This is a genomic window from Streptomyces canus, assembly GCF_030815415.1.
GTDB lineage: Bacteria > Actinomycetota > Actinomycetes > Streptomycetales > Streptomycetaceae > Streptomyces > Streptomyces canus_F.
The window spans coordinates 8,992,315-9,006,861 of sequence record NZ_JAUSWW010000001.1 but is presented as its reverse complement, the minus strand read 5'-3'; the positions used below and the strand labels follow the sequence as shown (position 1 = coordinate 9,006,861).

The 14,547-nt window shown below is 73.4% G+C and carries 15 protein-coding genes; 9 read left to right on the top strand and 6 right to left on the bottom strand.

What is annotated here, in order from left to right; translation table 11 throughout:
- Window positions 1–96: 96 nt before the first annotated feature.
- Window positions 97–771, top strand: a complete 675-nt coding sequence (locus QF037_RS41690) for a hypothetical protein (RefSeq protein WP_307034485.1) — start codon at window positions 97–99, stop codon at window positions 769–771.
- Here QF037_RS41690 and QF037_RS41685 read toward each other — a convergent pair.
- On the bottom strand, window positions 761–1,546 hold the full coding sequence (locus QF037_RS41685; RefSeq protein WP_307034483.1) for a putative protein N(5)-glutamine methyltransferase: 786 nt from the start codon (window positions 1,544–1,546) through the stop codon (window positions 761–763). The genes QF037_RS41690 and QF037_RS41685 overlap by 11 nt on opposite strands.
- Window positions 1,547–1,680: 134 nt before the next feature.
- On the opposite strand from QF037_RS41685, the gene QF037_RS41680 reads away from it, so the two are divergent.
- Window positions 1,681–2,076 carry a MarR family winged helix-turn-helix transcriptional regulator gene (locus tag QF037_RS41680; RefSeq protein WP_373463986.1) on the top strand — a complete coding sequence of 132 codons (396 nt, stop codon included), beginning with the start codon at window positions 1,681–1,683 and terminating at the stop codon, window positions 2,074–2,076.
- A gap of 4 nt (window positions 2,077–2,080) precedes the next feature.
- Here QF037_RS41680 and QF037_RS41675 read toward each other — a convergent pair whose 3' ends face one another.
- Both QF037_RS41675 and QF037_RS41670 read right to left on the bottom strand, forming a co-directional pair.
- On the bottom strand, window positions 2,081–2,818 hold the full coding sequence (locus QF037_RS41675; protein ID WP_307034479.1) for a GNAT family N-acetyltransferase: 738 nt from the start codon (window positions 2,816–2,818) through the stop codon (window positions 2,081–2,083).
- Window positions 2,815–3,741: a quinone oxidoreductase family protein gene (locus tag QF037_RS41670; protein WP_307034477.1), complete on the bottom strand. Its 927-nt coding sequence runs from the start codon at window positions 3,739–3,741 to the stop codon at window positions 2,815–2,817. The genes QF037_RS41675 and QF037_RS41670 overlap by 4 nt, the downstream gene beginning before the upstream one ends.
- Before the next feature lie 151 nt (window positions 3,742–3,892).
- On the opposite strand from QF037_RS41670, the gene QF037_RS41665 reads away from it, so the two are divergent.
- From QF037_RS41665 to QF037_RS41655, 3 genes are all read left to right on the top strand, one after another.
- Entirely contained in the window at window positions 3,893–4,498 is a 606-nt protein-coding gene (locus QF037_RS41665; protein ID WP_307034475.1) for a sulfite oxidase-like oxidoreductase, read from the top strand.
- A complete protein-coding gene (locus tag QF037_RS41660; RefSeq protein ID WP_307034473.1) occupies window positions 4,491–5,264 on the top strand; it encodes a ferredoxin reductase in 774 nt (257 codons plus the stop codon). The genes QF037_RS41665 and QF037_RS41660 overlap by 8 nt, the downstream gene beginning before the upstream one ends.
- A gap of 119 nt (window positions 5,265–5,383) precedes the next feature.
- A complete protein-coding gene (locus QF037_RS41655) occupies window positions 5,384–5,971 on the top strand; it encodes an Rv1733c family protein (RefSeq protein ID WP_307034471.1) in 588 nt (195 codons plus the stop codon).
- A 31-nt stretch (window positions 5,972–6,002) separates the two neighbouring features.
- On the opposite strand, the gene QF037_RS41650 is transcribed toward QF037_RS41655, so the two are convergent.
- A complete protein-coding gene (locus QF037_RS41650; RefSeq protein ID WP_307034469.1) occupies window positions 6,003–7,361 on the bottom strand; it encodes an 8-oxoguanine deaminase in 1,359 nt (452 codons plus the stop codon).
- A 100-nt stretch (window positions 7,362–7,461) separates the two neighbouring features.
- Here QF037_RS41650 and QF037_RS41645 point away from each other — a divergent pair, with 100 nt between their 5' ends.
- The 3 genes from QF037_RS41645 (at window position 7,462) to QF037_RS41635 (ending at window position 10,573) form a co-directional block, all read left to right on the top strand.
- Entirely contained in the window at window positions 7,462–8,430 is a 969-nt protein-coding gene (locus tag QF037_RS41645) for an acetylxylan esterase (RefSeq protein ID WP_307034467.1), read from the top strand.
- Window positions 8,431–8,529: 99 nt separating this feature from the next.
- Window positions 8,530–9,696: a serine hydrolase domain-containing protein gene (locus QF037_RS41640; RefSeq protein WP_307034465.1), complete on the top strand. Its 1,167-nt coding sequence runs from the start codon at window positions 8,530–8,532 to the stop codon at window positions 9,694–9,696.
- Window positions 9,697–9,817: 121 nt separating this feature from the next.
- Window positions 9,818–10,573, top strand: a complete 756-nt coding sequence (locus tag QF037_RS41635; protein WP_307034463.1) for a GntR family transcriptional regulator — start codon at window positions 9,818–9,820, stop codon at window positions 10,571–10,573.
- Here the strand turns inward: QF037_RS41635 and QF037_RS41630 are convergent.
- Window positions 10,509–11,441, bottom strand: coding sequence for a sensor histidine kinase (locus tag QF037_RS41630; RefSeq protein ID WP_307034461.1), 933 nt, complete (start codon window positions 11,439–11,441; stop codon window positions 10,509–10,511). The two genes, QF037_RS41635 and QF037_RS41630, sit on opposite strands and share 65 nt — an antisense overlap.
- On the bottom strand, window positions 11,438–12,319 hold the full coding sequence (locus tag QF037_RS41625; protein ID WP_307034459.1) for an MEDS domain-containing protein: 882 nt from the start codon (window positions 12,317–12,319) through the stop codon (window positions 11,438–11,440). Before QF037_RS41625 ends, QF037_RS41630 begins: the two co-directional genes overlap by 4 nt.
- A gap of 107 nt (window positions 12,320–12,426) precedes the next feature.
- Between QF037_RS41625 and QF037_RS41620 the strand changes: the two genes are divergently transcribed.
- Window positions 12,427–14,499 (top strand): ATP-binding protein, encoded by a 2,073-nt coding sequence (locus tag QF037_RS41620; protein WP_307034457.1) that lies wholly within the window; start codon window positions 12,427–12,429, stop codon window positions 14,497–14,499.
- Window positions 14,500–14,547: the final 48 nt, after the last annotated feature.

Here is a 14,547-nt window from a genome sequence, read left to right as displayed (position 1 = left end):
CGCCCCGATTCACAGGAACCCGTTACCCGCTCCTTATCGGCCGCCCCGCACAATCTCAGCAAGACGTGGCATCGGGACGCCGGGTGGGAGCGAGCCATGACGCACGATCCGGATCAGGAAGCGACACCGCCCGAGGTACTCGTCGGGCCGGGCGAACACACTCCGCCACGAGACCGCCGGCGACGTCGGTCCGTGCGCGGGCGGGCGGTGACCGCGGCGGCCGCGGTCACGGCCCTCGCCCTGGGCGGCACGGTGGTCGCCTACGCCGCCACCTCGTCGGGCCCGGACGGCGGGGCGACGCCCGCCGCCTCCGGCTCGCCCTCCTCCTCCCCGCACGCACCGGGCGAACGGCACGGGCCCGGCTGGAGGTTCGGCGCCGGCGGCGGGGCCGTGCACGGCGAGGCGACCGTCAAGGACCGGGACACCGGCGAGTGGGTCGTGCGGGTGTGGCAGCGCGGCACCGTCGAGAAGGTGGACGGCGACCGGGTGACCGTCAAGAGCGAGGACGGGGTCCGGTGGACGTGGACCGTGAACGCGGACACAACCGTCGTGCGTGAGGGCGCCAAGGGTTCCGGGGCCGACGACCTGAAGCTGGACGAGACGGTCCATGTGGCCGGTACCCGGTCCGACGGCGGCACCCGGACGGCTTCCCATGCCGTGGCGGGCACCTGGGAGCGCAAGGGTCCCCAGAGCCGGCGCGACGGGCTCCCGGGCCACGGCCACCGCGGGTGGGCCGAGCCGAGCCCCTCCGGCGGCGGCGCTACGACCTGACGCCGATCACGACGTTGGCGTACCACTCCTCGGAGACGACCACCCGCGATGTCAGTCCGGCGCGGGCGAAGGCGTCGACGGCCGTGGGCGCCTGCCGTTCGCTCGTCTCGACGAGCAGACAGCCGCCGGGCGCAAGCCACTCGGGCGCCCCGGCGGCGACCCTGCGCAGCACGTCCAGCCCGTCGCTCCCCCCGTCCAGGGCGACCAGCGGCTCGTGCTCCCGCGCCTCCGCGGGCAGGAACGCGACCTCGTCGGAGGGGACGTACGGCACGTTCGCCGCGAGGATGCCGACGCGGCCGCGCAGTCGCCCGGGCAGCGCCTCGTAGAGGTCGCCCGCGTGGACGTGGCCGCCGAAGGGGGCGATGTTGCGCCCCGCGCAGCGCACCGCGGCCGGGTCGATGTCGGCGGCGTGCAGTTCGGCCCCGCCGAGCGCGTCGGCGAGGGCCGCTCCCACCGCGCCCGAGCCGCAGCACAGGTCCACGACGACGGTGGCGTCCGGGGCGTGGGCGAGGGCCTGTTCGACCAGGAACTCGGTGCGGCGGCGGGGCACGAAGACCCCGGGTTCCACGGCGATGCGCAGCCCGCGGAACTCGGCCCAGCCGACGACGAGTTCGAGCGGGGCGCCGCCGGCGCGGCGGTCCACCATCGCCGTGAGTTCGTCCGGGGTGCGGGCGGCGGCGAGGAGCAACTGGGCCTCGTCCTCGGCGAAGACGCAGCCCGCGGCGCGCAGTGCCGCCACGACGAAGTCGCGCGAGGAGGCAGAAGTGGAAGTCATGGAGGCAGCAACCCTACCCGCCCACGGCCTGTCATGGTTGGCATATCCAACTCTCGCAAGTTGTAGTATGCAACGAGAACCGTGGAGGAGGTCCCGTGGACGCAACCGAGGCCGTCGAGAGCATCCAGCGCGAGATGACGATCTTCGCCCGGCGGGCCCGGGCGTCGGCGGGCCGTATGCACCCCGAGCTGTCGCTGGTCTCGTACACGCTGCTCGGGCACCTGGAGGAGCGCGACGGCTGCCGCGCCACCGACCTCGCCGCGCACTACGCCCTCGACAAGTCCACCGTCAGCCGCCAGGTGGCCGCGCTGGAACGCGCCGCGCTCGTCGAGCGGCGCCTGGACCCGGAGGACCACCGTGTCCAGGTGCTGCATCTGACGGAGACCGGCCGGCAGATCCTCGCCCAGGTCACCGTGAGCCGCCGGGCCGCCTTCCGGGAGCGGCTCGCGAACTGGCCGGAGGAGGATCTCGCACGGTTCGCCGACTACCTCGTGCGATACAACGCCTGGTCGGGCCCGCAGGAGGGCTGAGCGTCTAGGACACCGCCACCAGCCGTTCCGGCGCCCGTGCCGCGGCGAACGCGGTCCTGCGACGGAGCCGGAAGCCCAGGGACTCGTACAGCCGGATCGCACCGGTGTTCCCGGCGGCCGCGTGCAGGAACGGCGTCTCACCGCGCTCCCTGATGCCGTACGCGACGGCGTGGATCAGCCGGGTCGCCAGGCCCTCGCCGCGGAAGGCGGGGTCGGTGCAGACCGCGCTGATCTCGGTCCACCCGGGCGGGTGAAGCCGCTCCCCCGCCATGGCGACGAGGGCACCGTCCCGGCGTATGCCCAGGTAGGTGCCCATCTCGATGGTGCGCGGCAGGAAGGGCCCGGGCCGGGTGCGCTCGACCAGGTCGAGGATCTCGGGCACGTCGGCGGGGCCGAGGCGTACGGCCTCCGGTTCCGGTGCGGCGGCCACCCCGTCGTCGACGAGCTGTACCCCGTCGATGCGGGCCGTGATCTCCCAGCCGTCCGGCACCTCGCCCCGGTAGCCGGGCAGCGGGACCTCGGCGCCGGGACCCGCGAGCGCCGCGAGGTCGGCCCAGTCGTCGGCGTCCGGCTCGTCCGGCAGGGCCAGCCAGGGCGAGACGTCCAGCGGGTAGCGCACGACGCGTCCGCGGCGCTCGGCGAAGTGGGCGTGCGGCCCGGTCAGGGAGGCGAGCGCGGGGGTGTCGAGGATGTGGGGTATGCCGGAGCGGGGCGTGCCCGTCTGTGTCGTGCCGTAGCTCATCCGGCGACCTCGATCACGACCTTGCCGCGCGCATGACCGTCCTCGACGGTGCGCAACGCCTCGCCGGCCTCGGCGAGCGGGAAGCGCCGCACGACATGCGGGTCCAGATCGCCCTTCACCACCAACCGCGCCACGGCGTCCAGTACGGCGGCGGTACGGGCCCGGGTCACCCGGGCGCCGCCCAGCCGCTCCACGTCCTGCTCCGACGCCCCCGCGGTGATCAGTTTCGTCCGGTCGGTCAGCAGCTTCGCCGCCTCGGTCAGCACCTCGCCGCCGACGAGGTCGTAGACCCCGTCGACGCCGTCCGGTGCCGCCGCCCGCGCCCGCTCGGACCAGTCCGGTCCCGAGGGGACGTGGACGGCGCCCAGCGACTCGACGAAGTCCTTCTTGCCCGCGCTCGCGACGCCCAGCACGCGGATTCCCAGCGCCCGGGCGATCTGCACGGCCGCGGCACCGACCCCGCCGCCCGCCCCGGTGACCAGCAGGGTCGCCCCCGTGGACAGGTCCAGCTGGCGCACCCCGTCGTACGCCGTCGCGGCGGCCACGGGCAGGGTCGCCGCGTCGGCGAAGGCCAGCCCGGCCGGCTTGTGCGCGGCCAGGGCGACGGGGAGCAGGGTGTACTCGGCGTAGCCGCCGGTCAGGGTGTTGCCGAAGACCTCGTCCCTGGCGGCGAACCCGTCGACGCCGTCGCCGACCGCCTCGACGACACCGGAGACCTCGCTGCCGAGGACCGCGGGGAACACGCGCTCGCCGGTGTCGGTGGGCCGGCGGTATCCGGTCCGCAGCTTCCAGTCGACCGGATTCACGCCCGCGACACGCACGGCGACCAGCAGCTGTCCGGGTCCGGGCACGGGCCGCTCGACCTCGACGAGGGCCTCGGTCTCCGGACCGCCGTACCGCGTGAACACGTACGCCTTGGGCATGGCTCCCACTCTCCTTCGCTCGCGCCGGGCACCAGTCGGAAGGAAGATCGGCGAAGAGCTATTCCCCAGGCGGCGGAGTGTTCATACGGCCGCAATGATCGCGGTCCTGACCAGGGACGGAGCACCGCCGACCACAGCGTACGGTTGAACCATGAACGTCACCCGAGGCTTCACCGGGCGCCCCCGCGCCCACAACGCCGGGCTTCCTCCCGGCCAGTACGACGCGGGCGACGACTGGCCCGTGCTGTCCGCGGAGGTCACGCCGGAGCTGTCGCCGGCCGAGTGGACCTTCCACGTCGACGGGCTGGTCGAGGAACCGCACACCTGGGACTGGGACGAGGCGCACGCGCTGCCGGGTTCGGTGTACGAGGGTGACATCCACTGTGTGACGAGCTGGTCGAAGTTCGGGGTGCGGTTCGGGGGTGTCTCGCTGGACGCCTTCCTCGATGTGGTCCGGCCACATGGGTCCGCCACCCATGTCGTCGCCTACTCCCACACCGGCTACACCACCAACCTGCCGCTGGCCGACGTGACCGGCGGCAAGGCGTGGATCGCGTGGGAGTTCGACGGGAAGCCGCTGTCCCCCGAGCACGGCTGGCCGGCACGACTGCTCGTACCGCACCTGTACTTCTGGAAGAGCGCCAAGTGGATCGCGGGCCTGCGGCTCCTCGACCAGGACGAGCCGGGGTTCTGGGAACAGAACGGCTATCACGCGCGGGGCAACCCGTGGGAGGAGCAGAGGTACTCCGGTGACTGAGCAAGCCGTGGAAGCGCCTTCCTTCACTCCCCCGACGCGGTTCGCCGTGCCCGGCCGCATCGCCGTCAGCAACCGGGCCGCCGCGCTGTGGCAGACCGCCAGGCTCACCGAGATCCGCCGGGAGACTCCGCACGCCGCCACCTACCGGTTCGCGGTGCCCGCCTGGGCGGGGCATCTGCCCGGTCAGCATCTGATGCTGCGGCTGACCGCCGAGGACGGCTATGTGGCCCAGCGCCACTACTCGATCGCGTCCGCGCCCGACGACGCGGGGCACATCGAGCTGACCCTGGACCATGTCGAGGGCGGCGAGGTGTCGGGCTGGTTCCACACGGTCGCCGAGCCCGGTGACGAGGTCGAGGTGCGCGGCCCCCTCAGCGGCTTCTTCGCCTGGCCCGGCGACCGGCCCGCGCTGCTGATCGGCGCCGGCTCCGGGGTCGTCCCGCTGATGTCGATGGTGCGGCACCACCGGGCACAGGGCCTGTCCGTACCGCTGCGGCTGCTGGTGTCGGCGCGCAGCCCCGAGGAGCTCATCTACGCGGGCGAGTTCGGCGCCGAGACGACACCCGTCTTCACCCGCAGGGCCCCGCAGGGGGCACCGGTGGGGCGTATGGCGGCCGCACATGTGGCGCCGCTCCTGGCCGAGCAGCCTCCCGGTGGGTGGGAGGCCTATGTGTGCGGCTCCAATGCCTTCGCGGAGCACGCGTCGCGGTTGCTGGTCGCGGCGGGACAGCCGGTGGAGCGGATCCGGATCGAACGGTTCGGCTGATCCTCCCCGCCATCCCTCAGTTTCACGGCAAGACGGCCGGGCACTCCTGTGCAGCGGGGCTGTGAGCGGGTACCGGGTCTGTGCGGGCACTCGCAGGCGTACGCGGTGCGGAGGTCGACATGCGAACCCGGGTGCGCGGCTGGCGGTGGCGGCGGAATCCGCTGCGGCGCCGGTCGGACGTGGTCGAGGCGTGGACGGCGCTGGCCTTCGCCGTGCTGCTGCTCGTGGCCGCGCCGCTCGCCGGGGTGGTCGCGGCCGGGTGGGCCCGTGCCGAGGCGCAGGCGACCGCGGCGTCCCAGCGTGCCGAGCGGCACAGCGTGCGGGCCGAGGTGGTCGGCGTGGATCCCGGCTCACCGCCGACGATGCAGGGTGCCCGACAGCACACGTATCTCACGACGGTCCGCTGGACGGAACCGGACGGGAACGAGCGGACCGCCACGGCGCGGGTCCCGGGCGGCACACGCGACGGTGACGTGGTCGAGGTGTGGTTCGACTCCCGGGGCCGTAACGTCAAGCCGCCCCCGGACGGCTTCTCCGTCTGGCAGTACACCCTCACCATGGGCGCCTGCGCCACGGGCGGCTCGGCCGCTCTGATTCTCCTGGGCCGTGCCGCCGTACGACATGTGGCCACGCGGCACCGGCTGGCGGAGTGGGAGGAGGAGTGGGCGCGCACCGAGCCGGAGTGGTCGCGGTGGCGGTGGGCGTGAGCCGACCCCTCGAACGGCCGGCGGTCCCGCGTCAGCCCATCCCCTGCATCCGCCGGGCGATCCGCCCGTGGTCCCGCAACGTCCCCGCCAGCCCCGGCAGCACGGGTTCCGCGCGGTCGACGAGGACCCGCCCGCCGACCATCGTCGTCCACGCCCGGGCCGGCCCGCAGCGCAGCCAGGCCTCCACCGGGTCGCTGAGCGCGCCCGCGAGGGCGACCTCGTGGAGGTCCCAGACGACGAGGTCGGCGCAGGCGCCGGGGCGCAGATGGCCGATCTCCTCGTCGCGGCCGAGGCAGCGGGCCGAGCCGCGGGTGGCCATGTCGAGGGCGTCCCGCGCGGTCATCGCACCGGGGCCGCCGCGGTAGCGGCCGAGCAGCAGGGCGTTCCGCGTCTCCATCCAGAGGGAGGCGTGGTCCGTGGAGGCCGAGCCGTCGCAGCCGATGCCGACGGGCAGGCCGAGTTCGCGCATCTCCCGCACCCGGGCCGTGCCGCCGCCGATCAGCATGTTGGAGCTGGGGCAGTGCGCCACGCCGACGCCCGCGGCCGCGAGGCGGCGCAGCTCGTCGTCGTCGGGGTAGATGCAGTGGGCGACCCAGGTCCGGTCGCTCATCCAGCCGCAGTCCTCGAAGTACTCCACGGGCCGGCAGCCGTAGGTCTCCTGGCAGTACGTGTCCTCGTCGTGGTCCTCGGCCAGGTGGGTGTGGAGGCGTACGTCGTGGCGCTCGGCGAGTTCGGCCGTGGCCGTCATGACGTCCTTGGTGACCGAGAACGGTGAGCAGGGGGCGAGTGCGACGCGGATCAGGGCGCCCGGTGCCGGATCGTGGTGGGCCCTGATCAGACGCTCGCTGTCGGCGAGCACCTCGTCCGTGCTCTGTGTGACGCTCCTCGGCGGCAGTCCCCCGTCCTCGACGGACCGGGTCATCGAGCCGCGCGTCGCGTGGAAGCGGAAGCCGATGTCGCGGGCGGCGCTGATCTCGGCGTCCACCAGGCGTGGCCGCGGGTGGACGTAGAGGTGGTCCGAGGAGGTCGTGCAGCCGCCCATGAGCAGCTCGGTCATGCCGACGTACGCGGAGACGTACGCGGCCTCCTCGTCGAGGGCGGCCCACAGCGGATAGAGCGTGGTCAGCCAGTCGAAGAGGGTGCCGTTCACGGCGGGCGCGTAGGAGCGGGTGAGGTTCTGGTAGAGGTGATGGTGCGTGTTGACCAGGCCCGGGGTGACGAGCCGTCCCGCCGCGGAGAGCGTGGTCGAGGCCCCGGGTTCGCTTCCGGGGGTGCCCACGGCGGTGACCCGACCATTGGTGACGGCGACCCAGCCGCCGGGGATCTCCCGATCCCCGTCCACGACCAGCAGTCCGGCGTCCTTGACCAGCAGATCAACGGCTGACGTCATGGCGTCATCGTAGACAGGTACCTGGCCGAAGGCCTGGCGAGTCGTCGGACGTCACACGTACGGTGTGATCATCACTGGCCCTCTTCAAAGGCGGTCCTGCATGGCCCTGTTCGACCTCCCCCTCGACGAGCTCCACGAGTACCGCAGCGCGTCCGTCGAGCCCGAGGACTTCGACGCGTTCTGGACCAAGACCCTCCAGGAGGCCCGCGAGCACGACCTGGACGCCCGTTTCGAACTCGTCGACACCGGTCTGACCACGGTCGAGGTGTACGACGTGACCTTCGCGGGGTTCGGTGGGCACCCGGTGAAGGGCTGGCTGACACTGCCCGCCGGGGCCGCCGAACCGCTGCCGCTGGTCGTGGAGTTCATCGGGTACGGAGGCGGGCGCGGGCTGCCGCACGAGCACCTGCTGTGGGCGTCCACGGGCCGGGCGCACTTCGTGATGGACACCCGCGGCCAGGGCAGCGCGTGGGGCGGGGGCGGCGGCACGGCGGATCCCATAGGCGGGGCGCCCGCGTACCCCGGTTTCATGACGCGTGGTATCGACGCACCCGAGAACTACTACTACCGCCGGGTGTTCACGGACGGGGTGCGCGCCGTCGAGGCGGCCCGTTCGCATCCCGCGACCGACGCCTCCCGCACGGTCGTGCTCGGCTCGAGCCAGGGCGGCGGCATCACGATCGCCGTGGGCGGTCTGGTCCCGGACCTGGTCGCCGTCGCGCCGGACGTGCCGTTCCTGTGCGACTTCCCCCGCGCCGCGAAGTTGACGGACCGTCACCCGTACCGCGAGATCGGCCTGTTCCTCAAGACCCACCGCGGCCGCACCGAGGACGCCCTGCGCACCCTGTCCTACTTCGACGGCGTCCACTTCGCCGCCCGCGGCCGCGCCCCGGCCCTCTTCTCCACGGCCCTGGAGGATCAGACCTGCCCGCCCTCGACGGTCTTCGCCGCGTTCAGCGCCTGGGCGCACGACGAAAAGGAGATCGAGGTCTACGACTTCAACGACCACGAGGGCGGCGGCCCCTACCAGCAGGCCGTCAAGCTGCGCTGGCTGCGCTCGTACCTCTGACGAACCAGGCCTTCCCTCCAGTCCGACCAGTCGGTACGTTCATCGGGCCCGGGCCGCACTGACGCGGTCCGGGCTTTCGGCGGACGACGGAGGCCAGCCATGTCCGAGCACGGAGCCCGCGTTCAGGGGCACTGCGACGAGCGTTTCGCGGCGGTGCGTGTCGCGTTCGAGGAGAACTTCCGGGAGCGGGGCGAGCTGGGGGCGGCGGTGGCCGTCACGGTCGGCGGGCGAACCGTGGTGGATCTGTGGGGCGGGTGGGCGGACGCCGCGCGCACCCGGACGTGGGAGCGGGACACGCTGGTCAATGTGTGGTCGACCTCGAAGGGGCCGGTGGCCCTGTGCGCGCACATCCTCGCCGACCGGGGGCTGCTGGACCTCGACGCGCCGGTGGCCGTGTATTGGCCCGAGTTCGCCGCGGCGGGCAAGGAGAAGGTGCTCGTACGGCATCTGCTGTCGCACCGGGCCGGGCTGTCCGGACCACGGGAGCCGCACTCGCTGGAGCAGCTCTACGACTGGGAGTTCACGACGCGGCGGCTCGCGGAGACGGAGCCCTGGTGGGAGCCTGGCTCGCGGTCCGGGTACCACGCGCTGACGTACGGCTTCCTGGTCGGCGAGGTGGTGCGGCGGGTGTCGGGGCTGCTGCCGGGGGCCTTCCTGGAGCGGGAGGTGACCGGGCCGCTCGGCATCGACTTCACCGTGGGGCTGCCGGAGAAGGAGTACGGGCGCGCGGCCGAGCTGGTCCATCCGCCGGCCGCGTCGAGCAGTGAACAGGCCGCGATCTTCAGCCAGTTGGCACCCCTCGCGCTGGCCGCGCTGGCCAACCCGTTGGCCGGTGCGACCGAGGCCAACACACCCGGGTGGCGGGCCGCCGAGATCCCCGCCGCCAACGGCCACGGGACCGCCCGTGCGGTGTCCCAGCTGTACGGCGTCTTCGCGGGGCGGGGGACGTACGACGGCCGCCGCATCCTGTCGCCGGAGGCCGCCGAGCGGGTGCGCGAGGGGCAGGGCAGCTGCCGGGACCTGGTGCTGGGCGCCGGTTTCGAGAGCGAGACCGAGATCGGCCTTGGGCTGTGGCTCAGCGGGGCGAACGCGTCGTACGGGCCCAATCCCCAGGCCTTCGGGCACGACGGATTCGGCGGTTCCTGCGGGCTGGCCGACCCCGAGGCGGAGGTGTCCCTCGGTTACGTCATGAACCGGATGGGGCCTCATATCGCCGACGATCCGCGGAAGATGGCGCTGATCGACGCCCTCTACGGGGCCCTGTGACGGGTGGGCCGGTTTCGGTCGATCCCACGGGCCACCCTTCCCTCGTGGTTTAGACCAATGCTAGATCTGGTGGCGCAATGAGCCCGCACGGCTACGGCACGTCACCGACAGGAGGCGCGGCATGGCCCGCACCACCACCCCGCACGAGGACCAGCCCCTGTACTGGAGGATCGCCACACAGTTGCTCGACGAGCTGCGCGACGGCACCGTCCCACCCGGTGAACGGCTGCCGGGTGAGCGGAAGCTGGCCGAGCACTTCGGGGTCAGCAGGGAAACCGTCCGGCAGGCGCTCCAGGTGCTGCGCCGCGACGGCCTGGTCGCCACCGACCGGCGGGGCAGCCATGCCGCCCTTGCCACGACACCGGTCGAGGCTCCGTCCACGCTGGCCTTTCCGGTCGGCGCCGACACCGCGGGCCCGGGTGCGGCCGACCGGGCGACCGTCACCTGGGAGACTCCCCCGCCGGAACACGCCGAGGCGCTGGGGCTCGCCCCGCACCGGCCGACCTTGGTGCACCGCTACGAGTCGGGCCGGCGTACGGCCCTGACCTCCTTCTCCACCGTGGCACTCGCCGAGGTCGAGGAGCTCGCCCGGTATCGCGGGCGGGCCGACGGCAACGCCTCGGCGCAGCTGCGGCGGGCCTACGACTGGATGCGCAAGGCGGGCCTGACCCTGCACCACCGCGACTCCATCACCCCGCTCGCCGACACCCCCTCGGTCCGGGTCACCCGCCACGTCCACGACCAGTACGCCCGGCCCCTGGAGATCACCGACCTCGTACTGGACGCCCGGCAGGAGGCACTGGTCTACGAGTTCACGCTGCCGGCCGACGGAAGTACAGCTGCACCGCGGAACCGGACGGGTCCAGATCCGCGCTGACCAGGTCCGTCAACTGCCGTACGAGCCACATCCCGTGGCCGCCCGGGGCGCGCGGCTCGGGCGGCAGATGGCCGGGGAAGGGCGACCGGGGCGCCGACGAGTGCGCTCCCTCGTCCCGGACTTCGCAGATGACGTACTCGGGGTCGCTGCGCAGCCGTACGACGCCCCGTCCGCCGCCGTAGCGCAGGGCGTTGACGACGCTCTCGTGCACCGCCGCCACCAGGTCGTACGTCCGCTGCTCCGGCAGGCCGACGCGGCGGGCGTACTCGGCGAGGCCCTGGCGTACGGCGGCCGAGCCACCGCGGGCGAAGGGGAGGTCGTCCGGGCCCGCGGGCAGGCGGCCGGGTCGTAGCGCGTCGCACTCCGCGCAGAAGTCGGCGGGGCCGGTGAAGTCGGCTGCTCCGTCGGCGAGTTCGGGGTGGGTGCGGGCCGCGGTGCGGACGATGCCGGAGGGCAGCGTGCGGGTGTCGTACGGGCAGAGGATCCAGTGGCCCGTACCGGCGAAGGCGACGTTCAGGAGGGACTCGTAGGGCATCCACTCCCGGGTCTCGAAGGCGTCGCGGCCCGCCCAGACGGGTTCGCCGACGACGCGCACACGTCGGCCGGTGCCCTGCCGGTCGCAGTAGGCGTGGTAGCGGCCCAGGGTGCGGGACGGGTAGTCGTGCCAGTCATGGGCGTCGGCGAACTCGGCCTCGCGGGAGCGGTCGCCGAGCGTCTCGACGAGCAGCGTGATGTTGTGCGGGCTCACCACCGCGAGGACGGCGTCGCCGGCGTCGAGGCCCTCGGTGACGAAGCCCGCCGTGCCGGCGAGGAATTCGGTGTCCGAGCCGTAGCGCAGGGCCTGATGGACGAAGCGTGTGCGGGTCATGGTGTGTCTCCGTCCGGTTCGAAGCGCAGGCCGGGTACGCGGTCCCAGCCGGTCACCCGCATCACCCGCTGGATGTGCGGGGCTACTCCCGACAGGACGAGGGTGCCGTCCACGGCGGAGAGGGCGAGAGCGGAGAAGACCAGCAGGCGCAGTGCGCCGACGTCGATGAAGTGCAGTTCGTGCAGGTCGAGCCGGATGCGGGCGCCGCTGGCGGGGCGGGCCCGTTCGGCGTGCAGGGCGCGGGCGACGGCGGTGACGTTGGTGTCGTCCACCTCCCCCGCGAGGGCGAGTCCGGGGGGTGCGAAGGTGCGCGTGATGGTCAGCAGGTCGTCGCGCCACACCTGGTCGGCACCCACCAGGCCGTGGTGGAGCCCGGCGAGCGGGGCCAGTTCGGTCTCGTCGAAGACCCGGTTGTCGTACTGGCAGATACCGAGCACCGGCAGTGCGGCGAACACGGGGTCGAGGAGGAGTTCGCTGTCGTGGAGTGTCTTGAGCCCCTTCCCCGCCTGCGCGCGCAGGACCTCCGTGCACACCCGCAGCCCCAGGAAACCGTCGCCGACCGCGCGGCGCGCCTCGCGCCGGATCATCTCGTCCAGGTCCCACAGCCCCTCGGGGGTGGCGAGATGGGCGTCGACGCACAGCCGGCCGGCCGCGACCTCCTCGTCGACCTGGCAGCCGTGCGCCTCCAGGAACGACAGGGCGACGCCCGCGGGCATGTCGGCAGGCGGCAGGAGCAGCCCGCGGTGGCCGCTGGCCAGGCCGTCGAGCAGGAACGCGGCGAGGACGGTCTCGCGCTCCTCGTCCGTGTCGTAGCCGAGGAGCAGATGGTCACCGTGGCGCATCTGGCCCACGGCCGTCACAGCGGATGCGAGGACCATCGCGCGCCTCCCTCGACGGGGCGTCACCACTTCCACGCTACGCCGGATTCCGGTTCCCCGTCAGGGGGCTAGGGTGACCTACCGTCGGGTTGCGGTGAGGGGGGACGATGGCGGCCTCTGTGCAGGGCGACAGGACCGGCAACCTTCCCGCCGAAGCGAACGAGTTCATCGGCCGCAGGCTCGAACTCGCCGAGATCGCAGTGCTGTTGGGGACAGCGCGGCTGGTGACACTGACGGGGCCGGGAGGTGTCGGCAAGTCCCGGCTCGCGCTGCGCGCCGCACACGCCGCGAAGCCGGCCTTCCGTGGCGGGACCTGGCTGGTGGAGCTCTCGGAGCTCAGGAATCCGGACCTGCTCACGAACACCGTGGCGCAGGCGACCCGGCTGACCGAGCAGACCCTGCGGCCGCTCCTGGGGGCCGTGTGCGAGCACCTCGCCGGACCGCCGCTGCTGCTCGTCCTCGACACCTGCGAGCATGTCCTGGCGGAGTGCGCCCGCGTCGTGCAGGAACTCCTGGCCCAGGTACCGGAGTTGCGGGTCCTGGCGACCAGCCGTCAGGCGCTGGGCGTACCGGGCGAGCAGCTGCTGGCGGTGGCGCCACTGCCGCTGGGCGAACGGGACGACGCGGTGGCGCTGTTCGCGGCCCGGGCAGCGGCCGCGGTGCCGTCGTTCGCGCTCACCGAGGCCAACCGGCCCGATGCGGCGGCGGTCTGCGCCCGCCTCGACGGGATACCGCTGGCCCTGGAACTCGCCGCCGTACGACTGCGGGGCCTGCCGCTCGAACGGCTGCTGGAAGGGCTGGGCTCACGTTTCGACCTGCTCGTCTCGTCCGCCCGGCCACAGCCGGCCCGGCACCAGACGCTGCGCACGGCCATCGGCTGGAGCCACGAGCTGTGCACACCGCTGGAGCGGCTGCTGTGGGCCCGGCTGTCGGTGTTCGTCGGCGGCTGGGACGTGGAGGCGGCCGAGTTCGTCTGCCACGGCGGCCCGTTGAGCGCCGAGGACGTCCTCGCACTGCTCGCCTCGCTCAGTGAGAAGTCGATCGTGACCCGGGACGGCGAGGGCGTGGCCGGACGCTACCGGATGCTCGACACCGTCCGCTCGTTCGGCGCCGAATGGCTGGCCGGGCTCGGCGAGGAACAGGCGGTCCGGCGCCGCCACCGGGACTACTTCCGGTGGATCGCCCGCCAGGGCGAGGCGGAGTGGCTGGGGCCGGGCCAGCGGATGTGGGCGGAGCGGCTGACCGCGGAGCACGCCAATCTGCGACTGGCGGTCGAGGAGTGCCTGGCGACGCCCGAGCCGGAGACCGCGCTCGAACTCACGGGCAGCCTCTGGTACTTCTGGTTCGCCTGCGGGTTCGCGGAGGAGGGCCGGGGCTGTCTGGAGCGGGCGCTCCGCCGTGCCTCCGAGGGCGGCGGGCCCGAACACACCCTCGCCGTGTGGGCGCACCGGCTCGTCACGCTCGTACCGGACGACCTGGAGGCCGCCGAATCGGTGAGCACCGCCTATGTGTGGCTGGCCGAGGAGCGCCATCTCCCGGTTCCCGCACTGCCGTTGACCGGGGCGAGCCTGGCGGTGCGGGGCGAGTCGGCGCGCTCGGCGGTGCTGTACGGGAGCACCCGGCAGGCCCCGGCGGGCGACGGCGGCGCCGAGTTCTTCCAGCTGATGACGCTCGCCCTGCAGGCGTATCTCCTGGCCGGGCAGGCCGCGTTCGAGCGCTGCGCCTCGGTCGCCGGACGGCTGCGCCAGGAATGCCAGAAGCGGGGCGAGTTGTGGATGCGGGCCTGGGGTGACTTCTTCGTCTCGCTCGCCGCGATCGGCCTCGGCCGACCGGACGAGGCGCTGCGCCCGGCCCGGGAGGCGCTGACCGCGAAGTGGCGGGTGCACGACCGGCTCGGCGCCGCCGCGGTCGCCGACCTGCTGGTCGCCGCGCAGGCCGCCCGGGGCGAGGACGAGCTGGCGGCACGCCTGCTGGGCGTCAGCAGAAGCCTGTGGCGCACGGCGGGGCTGCCGCAGCTGGGCAGACCCGACACCACCGTCTTCCACCGGGAGTACGAGCGCCGGCTGCGCGCCTCCCTGGGCGACGCCCGGTTCGCCGAAGCGGTGCGCGAGGGCGGGGAGCTGGGGCCGGAGGCGGCGATCGGCCTGGCGCTGGGCGGAGACGGCGCCGGGGAGGGCTAGCCCGAGGAGGCCGCCGGTGACGGCCTCCGCACCTGCGGACGAGGACCG

Coding starts and splice junctions, on each gene's coding strand:
- QF037_RS41690 (WP_307034485.1), top strand. CDS start 97: ATGACGCACGATCCGGATCAGGAAGCGACACCGCCCGAGGTACTCGTC.
- QF037_RS41685 (WP_307034483.1), bottom strand. CDS start 1,546: ATGACTTCCACTTCTGCCTCCTCGCGCGACTTCGTCGTGGCGGCACTG.
- QF037_RS41680 (WP_373463986.1), top strand. CDS start 1,681: ATGACGATCTTCGCCCGGCGGGCCCGGGCGTCGGCGGGCCGTATGCAC.
- QF037_RS41675 (WP_307034479.1), bottom strand. CDS start 2,818: ATGAGCTACGGCACGACACAGACGGGCACGCCCCGCTCCGGCATACCC.
- QF037_RS41670 (WP_307034477.1), bottom strand. CDS start 3,741: ATGCCCAAGGCGTACGTGTTCACGCGGTACGGCGGTCCGGAGACCGAG.
- QF037_RS41665 (WP_307034475.1), top strand. CDS start 3,893: ATGAACGTCACCCGAGGCTTCACCGGGCGCCCCCGCGCCCACAACGCC.
- QF037_RS41655 (WP_307034471.1), top strand. CDS start 5,384: ATGCGAACCCGGGTGCGCGGCTGGCGGTGGCGGCGGAATCCGCTGCGG.
- QF037_RS41650 (WP_307034469.1), bottom strand. CDS start 7,361: ATGACGTCAGCCGTTGATCTGCTGGTCAAGGACGCCGGACTGCTGGTC.
- QF037_RS41645 (WP_307034467.1), top strand. CDS start 7,462: ATGGCCCTGTTCGACCTCCCCCTCGACGAGCTCCACGAGTACCGCAGC.
- QF037_RS41640 (WP_307034465.1), top strand. CDS start 8,530: ATGTCCGAGCACGGAGCCCGCGTTCAGGGGCACTGCGACGAGCGTTTC.
- QF037_RS41635 (WP_307034463.1), top strand. CDS start 9,818: ATGGCCCGCACCACCACCCCGCACGAGGACCAGCCCCTGTACTGGAGG.
- QF037_RS41630 (WP_307034461.1), bottom strand. CDS start 11,441: ATGACCCGCACACGCTTCGTCCATCAGGCCCTGCGCTACGGCTCGGAC.
- QF037_RS41625 (WP_307034459.1), bottom strand. CDS start 12,319: ATGGTCCTCGCATCCGCTGTGACGGCCGTGGGCCAGATGCGCCACGGT.
- QF037_RS41620 (WP_307034457.1), top strand. CDS start 12,427: ATGGCGGCCTCTGTGCAGGGCGACAGGACCGGCAACCTTCCCGCCGAA.